The 14,764-nt window shown below is 35.7% G+C and carries 15 protein-coding genes; 6 read left to right on the forward strand and 9 right to left on the reverse strand.

Going from position 1 to position 14,764, the window contains the following annotated elements:
• The first annotated feature begins 87 nt into the window (after positions 1-87).
• From MTQ00_RS14530 to MTQ00_RS14550, 5 genes are all read left to right on the forward strand, one after another.
• Complete coding sequence (locus MTQ00_RS14530) at positions 88-1,575, forward strand: catalase (protein WP_172281188.1); 1,488 nt, start codon at positions 88-90, stop codon at positions 1,573-1,575.
• Positions 1,576-1,680: 105 nt separating this feature from the next.
• On the forward strand, positions 1,681-2,448 hold the full coding sequence (locus tag MTQ00_RS14535) for an enoyl-CoA hydratase-related protein (protein WP_273649966.1): 768 nt from the start codon (positions 1,681-1,683) through the stop codon (positions 2,446-2,448).
• 43 nt (positions 2,449-2,491) lie between these two features.
• A complete protein-coding gene (locus tag MTQ00_RS14540; RefSeq protein WP_172281192.1) occupies positions 2,492-2,914 on the forward strand; it encodes a deoxycytidylate deaminase in 423 nt (140 codons plus the stop codon).
• 5 nt (positions 2,915-2,919) lie between these two features.
• A complete protein-coding gene (xerD, locus tag MTQ00_RS14545) occupies positions 2,920-3,831 on the forward strand; it encodes a site-specific tyrosine recombinase XerD (RefSeq protein ID WP_172281194.1) in 912 nt (303 codons plus the stop codon).
• Entirely contained in the window at positions 3,831-4,346 is a 516-nt protein-coding gene (locus MTQ00_RS14550; RefSeq protein ID WP_273649969.1) for an NUDIX hydrolase, read from the forward strand. Before xerD ends, MTQ00_RS14550 begins: the two co-directional genes overlap by 1 nt.
• A gap of 74 nt (positions 4,347-4,420) precedes the next feature.
• Here the strand turns inward: MTQ00_RS14550 and MTQ00_RS14555 are convergent, their stop codons facing one another.
• From MTQ00_RS14555 to MTQ00_RS14595, 9 genes are all read right to left on the reverse strand, one after another.
• The gene (locus MTQ00_RS14555) at positions 4,421-4,879 is read right to left on the reverse strand and encodes a heme-binding domain-containing protein (RefSeq protein WP_172281198.1); all 459 of its coding nucleotides are present in this window, start codon (positions 4,877-4,879) and stop codon (positions 4,421-4,423) included.
• Positions 4,880-4,886: 7 nt separating this feature from the next.
• Complete coding sequence (locus MTQ00_RS14560; RefSeq protein WP_273649971.1) at positions 4,887-6,614, reverse strand: Ig-like domain-containing protein; 1,728 nt, start codon at positions 6,612-6,614, stop codon at positions 4,887-4,889.
• Positions 6,615-6,639: 25 nt separating this feature from the next.
• Positions 6,640-7,902 carry a serine hydrolase domain-containing protein gene (locus tag MTQ00_RS14565; RefSeq protein ID WP_273649973.1) on the reverse strand — a complete coding sequence of 421 codons (1,263 nt, stop codon included), beginning with the start codon at positions 7,900-7,902 and terminating at the stop codon, positions 6,640-6,642.
• A 215-nt stretch (positions 7,903-8,117) separates the two neighbouring features.
• Entirely contained in the window at positions 8,118-8,528 is a 411-nt protein-coding gene (locus tag MTQ00_RS14570; protein ID WP_273649975.1) for a hypothetical protein, read from the reverse strand.
• 335 nt (positions 8,529-8,863) lie between these two features.
• Complete coding sequence (locus tag MTQ00_RS14575; protein WP_273649977.1) at positions 8,864-9,799, reverse strand: 2-hydroxyacid dehydrogenase; 936 nt, start codon at positions 9,797-9,799, stop codon at positions 8,864-8,866.
• 171 nt (positions 9,800-9,970) lie between these two features.
• The gene (locus tag MTQ00_RS14580) at positions 9,971-10,495 is read right to left on the reverse strand and encodes an acyl-CoA thioesterase (protein ID WP_273649979.1); all 525 of its coding nucleotides are present in this window, start codon (positions 10,493-10,495) and stop codon (positions 9,971-9,973) included.
• Entirely contained in the window at positions 10,480-11,232 is a 753-nt protein-coding gene (locus MTQ00_RS14585) for a hypothetical protein (protein ID WP_273649981.1), read from the reverse strand. Before MTQ00_RS14585 ends, MTQ00_RS14580 begins: the two co-directional genes overlap by 16 nt.
• A 152-nt stretch (positions 11,233-11,384) precedes the next feature.
• Entirely contained in the window at positions 11,385-13,496 is a 2,112-nt protein-coding gene (locus tag MTQ00_RS14590; protein WP_273649983.1) for a TonB-dependent receptor, read from the reverse strand.
• Positions 13,497-13,706: 210 nt separating this feature from the next.
• Positions 13,707-14,480 (reverse strand): WG repeat-containing protein, encoded by a 774-nt coding sequence (locus MTQ00_RS14595; RefSeq protein ID WP_172281210.1) that lies wholly within the window; start codon positions 14,478-14,480, stop codon positions 13,707-13,709.
• A 121-nt stretch (positions 14,481-14,601) separates the two neighbouring features.
• Here MTQ00_RS14595 and MTQ00_RS14600 point away from each other — a divergent pair, with 121 nt between their 5' ends.
• Positions 14,602-14,745: a hypothetical protein gene (locus MTQ00_RS14600; RefSeq protein WP_172281212.1), complete on the forward strand. Its 144-nt coding sequence runs from the start codon at positions 14,602-14,604 to the stop codon at positions 14,743-14,745.
• Positions 14,746-14,764 lie beyond the last annotated feature (19 nt).

Below are 14,764 nucleotides of genomic sequence, written 5' to 3' on the forward strand. Positions count from 1 at the left end.
GTTTTTGCTATAAGCAATTAAAAATTCAAGTAAATTTGATAATTCTTACATCCAAAAACACAACAAATAAATCAAAATCTTAACTATATGGATTCTAAAAAATTAACATTAAGCAGCGGTGCTCCGTACTTTGAGCATCAGGATTCTCAGACGGTAGGTCCCAGAGGTCCTGTCCTATTGCAGGACTTTATTCTTCAGGAAAACCTTGCCCATTTCGTAAGAGAAAGAATTCCCGAAAGAATTGTTCATGCAAAAGGAAGCGGCGCTTATGGAACATTTACCGTAACACACGATATTAGTAAATATACCAAAGCAAAATTATTTTCGAAGGTGGGAAACTCCTGCAGAATGTTTGCAAGGTTTTCTACCGTAGGTGGTGAGAAAGGAAGCGCAGATACCGCAAGAGACCCGAGAGGTTTTGCATTAAAATTTTATACTGAAGACGGAAACTGGGATCTTGTAGGTAATAATACTCCTGTGTTTTTTATTAAAGATGCCAAAAAATTCCCTGATTTTATTCATACTCAAAAAAGAGTGCCGAAAACAAATTTAAAGAGTGCCACAATGATGTGGGATTTCTGGAGCCTGAATCCTGAATCCCTTCATCAGGTTCTGATCTTAATGTCCGACAGGGGTACGCCTCATGGTTACAGGCATATGCACGGTTTCGGATCCCATACCTTCTCTATGATCAATGCAAACAATGAAAGAGTTTGGGTTAAATTCCATTTCAAAACAAAACAGGGAATTAAAAACTTCAACAATGAGGAAGCCGTAAAGATGGCTGGTGAAAATCCAGACTTTGCCCAGGAGGATCTTTGCAATGCTATAGAAAATGGTGATTTCCCGAAATGGACCTTATATATCCAGGTAATGACTGAAGAGCAGGCAAAAGATTTCAGATGGAATCCTTTTGATGTAACCAAGGTTTGGTTCCAGAATGACTTCCCTCTAATTGAGGTTGGAGAAATGGAACTGAATGAAGTACCTGTTAATTATTTTGCACATGTAGAACAATCCACATTTTCCCCTAGCAATCTGATCAATGGAATTAGTTTTTCTCCGGATAAAATGCTTCAGGGAAGATTATTCTCATATCCCGATGCTCACAGATACAGAGTAGGAGTAAATGCTCATCAGCTGGAAGTGAACCGTTGCCCTTTTGCTACCAACAATTACCAGAGAGATGGTTTTATGGCTGACTCCAGTGAATATGCTGATAAGCCTAACTACCATCCTAACAGCTTTGATGACATCAAGCCGGATCCTTCTTATAAAGGTTATGATTATGAACTTGATAGCGCTCATGTAGCTTTCTACAACAGAAATGAAAATGATGATGATCATTATACACAACCCGGGCTGCTTTATACAAAAGCAATGAATACTGAAGACCGGGAACGCCTTGTCCATAATATTGTGGGAAGCATGAAGGGGATTGACGGACCAAAGAGAGATGAAATCATAAATCGTCAGCTGTGTCATTTTTTCAGAGCGAATATTGAACTTGGCATGAAAGTAGCATCACAGCTAAATATCAATATCGATAGCAATATGATGAATCACATCAAATAAGCAAACAAAATAATATTTCAACAAAAAAGGAAAAAATATCAACTTTTTTTCCTTTTTTTTGTAAAAAAATGATAATTTGCAAGGGTTAGTATTTAAAGTGGAAAAATGAGTTACGAAAATATATTATTAAAAAAAGAAGATAAATTAGCTATTATTACAATAAACAGACCTGAAAGTCTCAATGCACTAAACGCTAAAACCATCCAGGAAATAAGTTCAGCTTTAGACGACCTGGATTTGGACAAGTCTTGCAGGGTGATTATTCTTACAGGAAGTGGTGAGAAATCTTTCGTTGCAGGAGCAGACATCAAAGAATTCAGTGATTTCGGACAGGAAAGGGCTGAAGAATTGGCAAAAAACGGTCAAAATTCTCTTTTTAATAAAATAGAAAATCTCTCTAAACCAGTCATTGCAGCAGTCAATGGCTTTGCTTTAGGTGGAGGTTTAGAGCTTGCTATGGCATGCCATATCAGATATGCTTCGGAAAATGCTAAATTAGGACTTCCGGAAGTAACCTTAGGACTGATTCCTGGTTACGGAGGAACGCAAAGGCTTCCTAAGCTTGTCGGAAAAGGTATTGCCAACGAAATGATCTTCTCAGCCAAAATGATTCCCGCTCAAAGAGCCAAAGAAATCGGATTAGTGAACGAAGTATATCCTATTGAAGACTTATTAACCAAAACAAAGGAACTAGCAAACGTTATTGCCTTCAATTCACCCATGGCAATTTCCAAGGCTATTCATGCAGTGAATTTATCGGATACGGATAAAGGCTTTGATACTGAGATTAAGTATTTTGGCGAGCTTTTTGAACTAGCTGATAAACAAGAAGGAGTAAGTGCTTTTCTGGAAAAAAGAAAGCCTAACTTCTAAGATTATTTTTACAAATTATTTCGAAAAAAAAAAATGCTGCGGTATGAATAAGTTTGATAAAGCTTATCTAAAAATGGCTCAGGAATGGGCAAAACTTTCCTACTGTAAAAGAAAACAAGTAGGAGCTCTTATCGTAAAAGATAGGATGATTATTTCAGATGGTTATAACGGAACTCCTTCGGGATTCGAGAATTGTTGTGAAGATGCAGAGGGAAAAACACATTGGTACGTATTACATGCAGAAGCAAATGCTATATTAAAATTAGCTGCTTCTACCCAATCTGCAAAAGGAGCAACGCTGTATTTAACGCTTTCTCCATGTAAAGAGTGCAGCAAGCTAATTTTACAGGCTGGGATTACAAGACTGGTATATATCAATGAGTATTCGGATGACGATGGGATATCATTCCTTAAAAACCATAATATTGAAATAGAACAAATTTCTGATTGTGAACTAAAAAAATAACACAAATGACTTGGGATGAAAAAATTAAAGATTTTGAAATCTTTCTTCGTTTCGAAAGAAATTTTTCAGAAAACACTCTAGACGCTTATGTTAGAGACATTAAAAAATTAAAGGAGTACGCTGAGGAAGACCTCGACAACATCGGACCGGATGTGATCGGATACGATAATTTACAGGAGTATATCTTCAATCTTTCCAAACAAAAATTCAGTGAGCGGTCGCAGGCCAGATGGATATCTTCTATCAAGGCTTTTTTCAAGTTCCTTCTGGAGGATGAGGCCCGTGAGGATAATCCGGCAGCATTGCTTGAAGGCCCTAAATTGGGATTATACCTTCCCGATACACTAAGCCTTATGGATATCAACAAGATTATCGGAGCCATTGAAGTGAACTCGGATCTGGGAAGAAGAAATCAGTGTATTGTAGAAGTACTTTATGGTTGTGGACTTCGGGTATCAGAACTTATTGATCTGAAAATTTCAAACATTAATTTTAAAGAAAATTACATTAAGGTGAACGGGAAGGGAAATAAAACCCGTTTCGTTCCTTTGGCCGATTACACTGCTGAATTATTGAACAGTTACATCAAAGAGGTGCGTTCTAAAAACAAGATCAACAAGAAATATGAAGATTCATTATTCCTGAACAGCAGAGGAACTTCCATGTCCAGAGTGATTGTATTTCTTATTATTAAAGAACTCACGGATAAAGCCGGTGTAAGTAAAAAAATATCCCCACATACCTTCAGACATTCATTTGCTACACATTTACTACAAAACGGAGCTGACTTAAGATATATTCAGGAAATGCTTGGTCATTCAAGCATTACGACAACTGAAATTTATACTCATTTAAAAACCGAAGAACTACGGGATGTCATTTTAAATTACCATCCCCGAAATATTAATATTGCTTAATGAAATTATTGAAATATTGTCCAAACTGTGGCAAAGAATCTCTACACTGGGATGGCGAAAAAAAATGGAGCTGCCCTCTATGCAATTTCACGTTATATAACAATGTAGCAGGAGCTGTAGCCGTTGTTATAAGATATGGTGATGAAATTTACCTGACAAGAAGAAACCGGAATCCTAAGAAAGGAAAGCTGGACCTAGCAGGTGGTTTTGTTGACCCGAAAGAAAGTGCAGAAGAAACCTGTAAAAGAGAACTTTTTGAAGAGCTACAGCTGAATATCGATATTTCAAATTTAAAATACCTTACCAGCCTACCTAATATCTATCAATATAAAGAGATCGACTACAATACGATCGATTTATTTTATGAATACCGCGTGGATAAAAAATTCGAAGTTAACATTGAATTATCCGAAATATCGGAAGCACAGTGGATTCCACTAAAAGATATTAAACTGGAGGATATTGCTTTTGATTCTCAGAAAATATTTTTTAAGCAATATTTAAACAATCTATAATTACACAATTTAAAATATTGATAGCAGGGCCAAAGCTCTGCTATTATTATTTTACGACGCTACAAACCAGCGTATCAGTAAGTTTTGGATTTCAGCATTTCCTCGAAATAATTGATCAGCAGTTTTCGCTCTGCTTCAGATAAATTAGCCTCCTTATGATACACAATATATCCGGGCATCGGCATTGTCCTGCTTTGAAGTGTTGGAATAATACTGTTAAGCATACTTATCTTCAAATCTGAATTGTAAGTTTGCCAGATCGAAAAGTTCAGATGCTCTCTTCCATCATTAACATGGCTTTTTATAGACCATGATATAGGCGCTATATAAGAATACTTAGGATATACCGTTTCGTTGGAATGACAGTCATAGCAAGCTCCTTTTATAAGTTTAGTGATCTTTTCGGGTGTTTGTTTTGCATCTACAAAATTTACCTTATGATCAACGGGCATATTGGTCCTGTCTATAGGGATAAACTGAATGAGTGCAAAAACAACCAGGCTCCAGAATACAATCTTCTTTATCGTTTTCATACGTTCTCTATCTCACAGGTTGCAATACGGAATTACCGGACTTAAGTGCAGGATTATCCTTTTCAACAGGCTTTTCAACAACCGGTTTAGGAATATTTAATCCTTTTGTATCCAGCACTCTTGTATCCTTTAAATCCCAATCTTCATTGCTGTCCCATAAAGGTCTTACAACAACAGCTTTATAGAAAATATAAGAGTCTTCCGCAAACACGTCGTTTTGAAAGTCTGCTTCATCCCAATATTTATTATCATTGTTGTCAACCAGAATCCTCACAACATAATCTCCGGGTTTCAGAATATCGAATTTAACAGCGTCCCCCTTTGTATATTTCTGGTAAACCACTTTTTCAGATGTATCCAATAGCTGAAGCCAATAATTCGAAGCGGGGGCATTTTGGAGCTTGAATGCAAGACTGCCGTAGTTTTCTACCTTGTCTGCTTCAAAGTCAAACCGCTTTGATGTTGGGTTTTTATCATAGAATGACAGAACAGTTGTTTTAGGAACAACCAGCTGATATTTTTTTCCCGGAACAAAATCGGATTGAATCAGGATCTGATACGGATTGGTTTCGGAAATTTTTGCCGTGAAGTTCTGTGTTGTTAAACTATCACTTTTCAATACCCATTTATCCGTATTTATTTTATCAATGATGTAATTGGAAGTAATCCTGAAATCTGTTTTAGGAGGTAAAAGAGATCCGTCATTGTTGTCAAGGGTCATTCCGTTTTTCGCATTGTATTTATAAAAGACAGAAACCGTATCCTTTTTATTATCAGCATCATAACTAAACTTCAAATTTTCAGTAGTCGTCTGTCCTACATTGCTTTTCACCGCGTCAAACCATATCTTAACAGAATCCGATTTAGGTCTGTGGGTTACTTTTATATCCTGAAGCTTATCGTTAATAGAAAGAACCTGTACATTATCCGGCTTTCCTTCAAACGTCATCGTGATACCTCCCGGTGTTTCCTTCATCTCTACATACTTCAATGGTTTTCTCGATGGATATACCTTTAAGTTCAATCCCGAAATGGATTTTTCAAAGTCGATAGGCTCTTTCTGGAATCCTACTTTTTCTTTTCCGGGATCATACATGGAATTACCATTTTCATCTTCAAAGGCAATGATCTTGTATTTCCCCGGCGACAAATAATTAAGCTCATAATAGCCATCGTCATCTACCTTTGTGATATAGTAAGGTTTTTGTTTATAATTCATGGTATCCTGAACCTTGTACAAACCTACAACCATTTTATTTTCTGTGCTTGTTTCCTTTTTAAAGGATATTGCATCTCTTACATCACCACTGATATAAAGATCATCCAGTTTCTCACCCGTAGAAAAAGCAAAGTTGAAATAACGAAGTGTGTTAGACTCATTATTATCTACTATAGAATTTCCAAAATTAAAATTATAAGTGGTATTGGCCTGTAAGGTATCTTCCCACTGGATCAAAAGATATTTATTGGCAATATTCGAAGGTAAGATCCGCTTGATTTTTTTAATAGGCGGAGAGATAATTAAATTTTTGTTGATATCTTTCAGCGTTACATATTCATCAAAATCGATACGAAGTTCTTTAACATCTCTTCGAACATTGACTCTGGTTGTATCTATATTTGAGCTTAAAAACTTTGGAGCCAGCGTATCTTTAGGACCTCCTACCGGAGAACCTACTCTTGCACAGGACTGTACAAGAAAACCAATAATGAATAGTAGAAAAAGTCTTTTCATGAATATGTTTAAGCAAAAGTAAACATTATTCTCCAAAAACTTCATGTCCATTTTTTAAAGAATCCTGATTATCGTTCATGACACTATGCAGCTTATCTTTTTGCGCAGGAAAATCTTCAAATAATCCGGATAATGCCAATGCTGTATACACCCTGTTTGAATATTTGTTTCCAATGGCAACAATGGTCACCTTTGAATTTAACAAATGGGCAAAAACAGAATTCGTTCCATGCCACCATCCGTTGTGATAGGTAAGCTTCTCTCCGTTATCAAAAATCTTCATCCGGAAACCTAATCCGTAATTATTCATTCCGGCTTTTTCATTACTGTAAGGTGTAAAAACCATCTGCATAAGTTCCGGCTTTAAGAAATCCTTGGAAAACATTGCTTTTGAAAAATTAAAAAGATCCCTTGGAGTAGTATATACATTCTTGTCTCCGTAAATAAGGTCAAGTCTGTCCAAAGGATATAGCTTACCTCGTCCGTAATAAAAAGACTGTGCAGCGGTAGGTATATCTTTCTCCTGGAAGATATAGGTATTTTTCATTTTAAGAGGATCAAATACCATTTCCTTCATGGCCTGAGGAAACGGAGTTTTTGTAATCTTCTCAATCAGCAATGCCAATAAAGCAAAATTTGTATTGCAATACATAAAACCAGTATCTGTGTCTCTTGCCAGTTCAGGTTTATATTTGATGATCATATTCAATACATCCTGATTGGTCATGAATGTTTTGGAAAGCTCAACGGGAGCCGGTTGAATTTTAGTAATAAAATATTCGTATTTGGGTAAACCGCTTCTCTGTGATAACAAGTTCTGAACGGTTACATTCGGATAAGGAAATCCCGGGAAATATTGTGTTAAATGATCAGACAATTTTATTTTTCCTGCCTCAATTAACTTCATCATCGCCATCGCCGTCATCGTCTTTGAAACAGAAGCAACATGAAGAGGTGTATTTTTATCAATAGGCATTTGATTTCCTTCTCTTCCAAAACCTCTGTAATTTTCATATAGAATGTCATCTCCTTTAGCAACAAGTATTCCACCACTTAAGTCACCGGCATCCCATACTTTTTTATAATACTGATCAATATATTGTACCAGAGAAGCTTTATTAGGCAATTGATCATCTGCTTTTGTAAAAACCTTGCTCAGGTCCACATTTCCGTAGTTGGGTAGGTTAGTAGTATTTTCTGCTACAGCTTCTTTAGTTTCGGATTTATTCTTACAGGAAAACAAAAATGCAAAAGCAGCTAAAAAAAGGACAAAATTATGCTTCTTCATGAGTATCAAAAATGAGCGGCAATTTAATAAAACTCAAAATAAATATTGACTCCTCAATACGAATTATGAATTATTTAACAGTATCGTTAAAAAAAATAAACTGCATTACACAGTTTATTCTTAATTGAGCCATTTTTAAAGTAAATAGTTTGTGTTCTTTGATATTTTTATCACGGGCAATATCACTGAAAAATGAGTAGCCCTTAACAATCTTATTATTCTTTCAGCACCTTAAAAGTACAGAATTTAACTCCTGTACCAGAAAGATTATCTATGATCACTTTATTTCCATCTGTCCCTTTAATAACTAATTTAGACACAACTCCTTCACTTGTCGTACAGTGAAAGGCGCCATCTCTAAATTCGTAAGTTCCGGAAAATGTTCCATTAGGTGCAGAAGTTGAAAATGTCTGATCTTCATTAAACTGAATATACCAGCCCTTACCATCAGCTGGTAAAAATTGTTCTCCCAGCCTTGGTATCGAATACTCTTTAACAATCCACTTTCCCTGATAATTCGATTGTATCGCACTTGTTTCTTGATTTGATATGGTATCATTACTCTCAACAGTGCAAAAGTTGAAAGAAAATAAGACTAATACCATCGGTAAAAATAACTTTTTCATAATCTGTATTTTGGTTAATTCGCTGTAATTATTAAACAAAATGACTCAATTCAATTAATAATTTAAGTTAGAATAGCATAATAAAAATAAATTATTTATATTCAAATAGCTGATTATCAGAAACTTAAATTAACATTCACTAATGTAGTTATTTTTTTCAAGGAGGTCACTAATTATACAGCTATTTGAAAAGCCTTTGTGAAAAATCTGTAAAAAATCGTGTAGCCATGGACATATGACAGCCTATGATATTTGTCAGTTTTATTCTTTTTACAGTATATTGATAATAAAAAAGTGCTATCAATTGATAGCACTTTTTTATTATTGTTTTACTCTTAACCAGCGAACCTAGCGACAATCTTATCCACAATAACCTGGGCCAATTTTTCTTTGCTTTGATGCGTCCATCCCGCTATATGCGGTGTTACAATTACTTTTTCTGATTCCAGCAGATATTGCAGGTCTTCATTTTCCCCTGCCTCTAAGTTTTCAAAAGAAGATTTCTCATACTCTAATACGTCAAGACATGCCCCTTTTACTTTCCCAGCTTTTAAAGCCTCAACTAAACTTTTCGTTTCTATATTTTTCCCTCTTGCCGTATTTATAAAATAGAAATCATTTTTCATATCGGAAATGAACGGTCCATCGATCAGATAATAAGATTCGTCGGTCAAGGGAATATGTAAGCTTAAAACTTCAGCCCTTTCCTTCAGGTCTTTTAAAGAAACCTGTGTAGCGTATTCATCAGAAAGACCGGGTAAAATATCATGGAAAATCACAGTACAGCCAAAACCGGAAAGTCTTTTAGCAGTCGCCTTCCCCATATTTCCATAACCAATCAGCCCAACAGTTTTTCCTAGCAATTCGTCACCTCTGTTTTCTTCGCGCAGCCAAATTCCGTTTTTCACTTCCTGGGAAGCTATAAACAGGCGATTCATAAGAATCAGCAACATTCCTACAACATGCTCTGCCACGGAGTCCCTGTTTCCTTCCGGGGAGTTAATCAGCTGAATTTCCAACTTTTCAGCGGCGGGAATATCAATATTCTCCATTCCTGCTCCTACTCTTGCAATGAACTTCAGCTTTTTCCCTTTTTCAAGGAAGTGCTTATCCAAAGGAATCCTGCTTCTTATAATCACACCGTCATAATGATGAATTTTTTTACAAACCTCATCATAAGAAGACGTAAAGTCTTCTTCCAGGATAAAATTTTTTGCGAGAAGCTGCTCCGTGATAAGGGGATGATTTTTATCTAAAAGAAGGATTTTCATAATATTTAAACACTGATGACACAAATTTTATTAACCAATAACACCAATTAGAATCACTGTGTATGCAATTCCGAATATTTCATTCTCAGAAATACCTGCTTTCATAATTTTTGATCATATGTTGGCAAAAATCAGTGGTCAAGTTTGTACCAACCACTTGTTTACTCGTATTTATTTCGGTTCCTGGAAAAGCTTTTTAAGCTCCACCGATTCCAGAGGTTTCATTCTACCGGAAAGAATCAATGAAAGTTCTTTTCTACGAAAAGCAGCAGCAAACCTTTCTTTTTCTTCTTCTGTTTCAGGAATCATTTCAGGAATAGGAATCGGACGATTAAATTCATCCACTGCAACAAACGTATAAATACCTGCATTGGTATGCATTTTCTTTTGATTGATGGGATCATCCAACCAAACATCAACATACACCTCCATGGAAGTAGAAAATGCCCTTGAAACTTTTGATTCCAGAACAACTACTCCACCTTCAGGAATAGGATGATTGAAAGAAACATGGTTTACGGATGCTGTCACTACTCTTCTTTCACAATGTCTTGCAGCCGAAATTGAGGCACACCGATCCATTTTTGCCAAAAGCTCTCCACCAAAAAGGTTTCTTAAAGAATTTGTTTCATTGGGAAGAACAATATTAGTCATAATCGTCAGGGATTCCGACGCCTTTTTTATTTTTTTTGCCATGTTGCCTTAGTGTTGTTTTGAGTGTTTTTAAGGTTTGCTCCTTTTTCAATCTGCTTTGGTAAAGAATCTTTTTTCAGGGAATCTAAAGTTTTCATCTGAACAGAATCTTTTTTAATCTTTACCGTGTCTTTTACTATTCTTCTTGTTTTTGTCTGTACAGAAACACTATCGAATGATTTTTTCCCAAACAATAGTTCCTGCTGTGAGAATGCTACATACAAAATTCCTAAAACAGGAATAATGAACAGAAAGATCCAAAGAATGGATTTATTAAATTTATAATCGCTCTCTTTATTTTCTGAAACCAAAGGCTTCTGTGCACTATTAATATCCGAAAGCCTGATCTCTTCCAGGCCATAATATTCAGGATGGTTGGACTCCAGTCTTTTTCCTTTGAAATGGGGCTCACCATCTTCAATAAAAATTGTTCCCAGATTCTGAATTTCCAAAATCTGATCCGCCTGGAGTTTTTTCTTCCAGAAATCAGTCTGAATTTGCAATTCATTCTGTGCAGACTCAATTGAAATTTGTTTTTGACTACTTATAAAGGATACCAGTTCTTCTGATTCCACCTCATAATCTGATGCAAAGGCTATCTGACTGGAGGGAGGAAGTATACTTCCGTTTTCAGAATTAATAATCGCTTTTGAGTTCTCCAGAGAAAACACGCCAAACGCTGGAACTGTAACAGAACCAAATTGTTTCAGATATTCTAGAATGTAAGCTGAAATATTCATCTGGCAGCAAATTTATAACTTTTTCAGGACTTTTTATGACATTTATTTGGATAAAAAAAGACTGCCTGAGCAGCCTTATCATGTATAATTTCCAAGTTTAGATATCTTTTTTGCATATTTCAAAAAAAACAGCAACTATTTTTACATTATTCTTATTGTATTTTCCAACTTATTCCAAACATAAAATTAATTCCCGCTTGTGAAAAATAATACGGCTCACCGCCATACACAGCACCGTTATTGACATATTTTTTATTGAAAATATTATTAACCAAAAGCTTTAAAGCAATATCATTGTTGGCAATCCTGAGCTGATATTGTGCATTAAAATCGGTAAGAAAGTAATCCTTAAGCTGTAAATTCGGATCTTCAGTGTTATCAAGATATTGTTTTCCGACATATTGATTCATCAATGAAAACTGGAAATTTTTATCAGGATTAAATTTTAATCCCAGATTAGCAACAACATCTGGAGAGAACGAGATCTGTGTATTTCCCAATTCTTTAACAACCGCTTTATTTTCTATTTTAAAGTCCTGGTTCCTGTTTTGACTTAAACTAACATTCCCTGAAATCTCCCATTGCTTTGAAACTTTTGCGACTGCCCCTATCTCGATACCTCTCCTATAGCTTTCACCCGAATTTGTACGGATAAAAGCTCCAACATTATTCAGTTCTCCGTTAAGCACCAGCTGATTTACATAATACATATAATACAAATTAGCCGTCAATGAAATAATACCAAGCTGTTTTTCAAACCCTGCTTCGAAATCATGAAGCTTTTCAGCTTTTACTTCATTATTGGCAATAAGATCGTCCCGGTTCGGTTCCCGTTGAGCATGTGCATAGGATAAAAATATTTTACCATTTCCTATTCTGTAGTTTATCCCTGCTTTCGGATTGAAGAACAACCAGTTTTTCTTGATATTAGCACCTTCATCATCACCTTCCAATAAAATCTTTGTATCGTAGTCAATATTTCTAAGCTGCAAATCTCCAAAGAACTCAAAATCATTGACCCTAAACAAAGCTTTTGCAAATCCTGCCACCTCATTTTTTACCGAACGCCCTCTGTAATACTCATGCTCATCAATAGGAAAGAACACACCCGTCACATTCCCATAATGTCTTCCATAGTACTGATTTGCCACGGCACCGAAATTAAGATCCAGGTTTTCGTATTTTCCGTAAAGGGTTGAAACAATTCCGTAAAAATCATTGTTCAGCCATTTCTTTCTGATAAAATCTGATGTTTCTATGGTCTGCCCTCCTTCTATGATATTGGGTAAATTATACCTTGAAAACGGATCTCCCTGCTTATAATTTTCATAATACCCTTTTCCTTTGGTATAATGCAAAGTTGTCTCTAAATTCCAATGATCATTAAACCCCTGTTCCCATAATAACTGATAATGATCTTGCCTGTAGTTATCAGTTTCATTATTGTAAAAACCTGTGATATTCCCATCAGCGCCATAAATTGCACCTGAATAATTAAACTTCGGATCTGTCTCCCATGTTTTCCTGTCTATCCCGTTCCAGGCCTGATATGTTTTCTCCTTCCCTCCAAAAGCCATCAGACGAACCCTTGTTTTTCCTTCTTCAAATAAGGCAGTGAAATTATAAGAATCTAATCTTGATGAAGCCCTGTCAATATATCCGTCAGAACTGATGTGGGTATACCTACCCATCAATGACAGACGATTATTCCAAAACTTTCCGGAACCTACCTCAGCAGAATATTTATAGGTATTAAAAGACCCGTAACTGTCATCTGTTTTTACATAAAACTTATCTTCCGGATCTTTGGATATAACATTGATACTCGCACCGAAAGCCGAAACCCCATTATTGGAAGTTCCTACTCCTCTCTGAATCACAATCTGTGATGCCGAGCTTGTCAAATCCGGGACATTCACAAAAAAAGTACCCTGGCTCTCCGAATCGTTAAACGGAACTCCATTCATCATAACATTTATTCCCCTTCCAGCAACTCCACGAATTCTAAAACCAGTATATCCCACCCCGTTTCCGGCATCTGAAGTGGAAATTACAGAAGTCTGATTTTTTAAAAGTATGGGAAGATCCTGTCCGAGGTTCCTGCTGTCCAGGTCTCTTTGTACATTAATGATCTCCTTTGCAACGGGAAGTCTCCTGGTAAAATTAACCGCTTCAATTTCCTTGATTTTTAAGGAATCTGTATTTTGGGTTTGGGAGAAAGCCATTGAACTGGCAGTAAGCCCTAAAAAAAATAATCCTTTCATTCTATAAATTTTAAAATTTAATGAATAAAAGGGGATCAATAAGATATTATACAATTCCGGCAAAAGCCGGAGCGTCCCTAAACAGCATTACCTGTTCCAGGTTCAGTGGGTATAATCTCAGCCTGTAAAAGCACCCCTTTATTTCAGCCGCGAAATTACAAAAAATATATGAGATGGGAGAGGCATGTGGATACCCGGGGCTCACATTGCTTAGTACGCTTTATTCTTCGAATCTATATAATAATAGTTTGTTCCATCTTTTGTTACTTCAAACATCTTTCCCAATTTCCAACTGAAATTTCTTTTAATATTGGAATACTCAAAAGGGATCACAATTTTATTATGAACATCAATTACTCCAAAGCGGTCATTATGAGAAGCGACGATCATAGGATCAGAAACATCATCTCCTTCCATGATATGCAGATATTCATATTGAGGATAGATCTGATATTCTCTGTAATCAGCAGCATTCATAAATTTTGAAGGTTCAATAATTCCGTAAAAGCCATTTAAAATATAGGCCTGATATTGTTGCTGTTTAAATTCCATCTTACATTGTCCCAGATCGGAATTTTTGTACTGATATACTCTTTTTCCGGTCTGATCTATTCTATAAGAAATCAGATCTTTTTCAACTGTAGCATATTCTTTTGTTCCGAATTTTCTGACCTTTTCATTAGGGGAATACAGTAAATTACAGTCTTCAGCAAAAAAAACAGCTATATGGTATTCAGGCTGAATAATGAATTTTCCTTTTTGGTTGACATAACCGAATTTGCCATCCTTCTTTTGTGGAATCAGAACAGGAATCTCGTCATTAATAACAACCAGATCGGGATTGATTTTTGGTTCGGATGCTTTTTTAACAACCGCTTTGGAAACTTTTTTAACCGGATATTTTTTCACAGATTTAGCCTGTGAAAAAACAAAAATCGAAATAAAAAGGGATAGCAGACCCATTACATTTTTCACTTTCATCATTTATTTTTTGCAAAAGTACAGCCAAAATAGAAAATATAAAAATCATATTTATAAAGAATCTAAATAATTTCATCCTTATAAAATATTAAAAATTCGTACTTTTGGGAGCATTTTTAAATGTTTGATAATTTTAAAACGTCTTTGGAATACAAGATTTGATATTGACATGATCAGAAAGTTTTCCAACGTTACAAAGAGAGTTTTTGCGGCAAGACAGACTACAGGTAAGCCATTTACACTTTTCGATAAGGTCCTTTATACTTAGCTTTGGCATGAAACATTAT

The organism is Chryseobacterium sp. B21-037 (assembly GCF_028570785.1).
Classification (GTDB): Bacteria; Bacteroidota; Bacteroidia; order Flavobacteriales; family Weeksellaceae; genus Chryseobacterium; species Chryseobacterium proteolyticum.

Excerpts from the sequence above, each read along its gene's own strand:
- MTQ00_RS14595 (WP_172281210.1), bottom strand. The coding sequence starts at position 14,480 with ATGATGAAAGTGAAAAATGTAATGGGTCTGCTATCCCTTTTTATTTCG.
- MTQ00_RS14535 (WP_273649966.1), top strand. The coding sequence starts at position 1,681 with ATGAGTTACGAAAATATATTATTAAAAAAAGAAGATAAATTAGCTATT.
- MTQ00_RS14555 (WP_172281198.1), bottom strand. The coding sequence starts at position 4,879 with ATGAAAACGATAAAGAAGATTGTATTCTGGAGCCTGGTTGTTTTTGCA.
- MTQ00_RS14550 (WP_273649969.1), top strand. The coding sequence starts at position 3,831 with ATGAAATTATTGAAATATTGTCCAAACTGTGGCAAAGAATCTCTACAC.
- MTQ00_RS14540 (WP_172281192.1), top strand. The coding sequence starts at position 2,492 with ATGAATAAGTTTGATAAAGCTTATCTAAAAATGGCTCAGGAATGGGCA.
- xerD (WP_172281194.1), top strand. The coding sequence starts at position 2,920 with ATGACTTGGGATGAAAAAATTAAAGATTTTGAAATCTTTCTTCGTTTC.
- MTQ00_RS14565 (WP_273649973.1), bottom strand. The coding sequence starts at position 7,902 with ATGAAGAAGCATAATTTTGTCCTTTTTTTAGCTGCTTTTGCATTTTTG.
- MTQ00_RS14530 (WP_172281188.1), top strand. The coding sequence starts at position 88 with ATGGATTCTAAAAAATTAACATTAAGCAGCGGTGCTCCGTACTTTGAG.
- MTQ00_RS14575 (WP_273649977.1), bottom strand. The coding sequence starts at position 9,799 with ATGAAAATCCTTCTTTTAGATAAAAATCATCCCCTTATCACGGAGCAG.
- MTQ00_RS14560 (WP_273649971.1), bottom strand. The coding sequence starts at position 6,614 with ATGAAAAGACTTTTTCTACTATTCATTATTGGTTTTCTTGTACAGTCC.
- MTQ00_RS14585 (WP_273649981.1), bottom strand. The coding sequence starts at position 11,232 with ATGAATATTTCAGCTTACATTCTAGAATATCTGAAACAATTTGGTTCT.
- MTQ00_RS14580 (WP_273649979.1), bottom strand. The coding sequence starts at position 10,495 with ATGGCAAAAAAAATAAAAAAGGCGTCGGAATCCCTGACGATTATGACT.
- MTQ00_RS14570 (WP_273649975.1), bottom strand. The coding sequence starts at position 8,528 with ATGAAAAAGTTATTTTTACCGATGGTATTAGTCTTATTTTCTTTCAAC.
- MTQ00_RS14590 (WP_273649983.1), bottom strand. The coding sequence starts at position 13,496 with ATGAAAGGATTATTTTTTTTAGGGCTTACTGCCAGTTCAATGGCTTTC.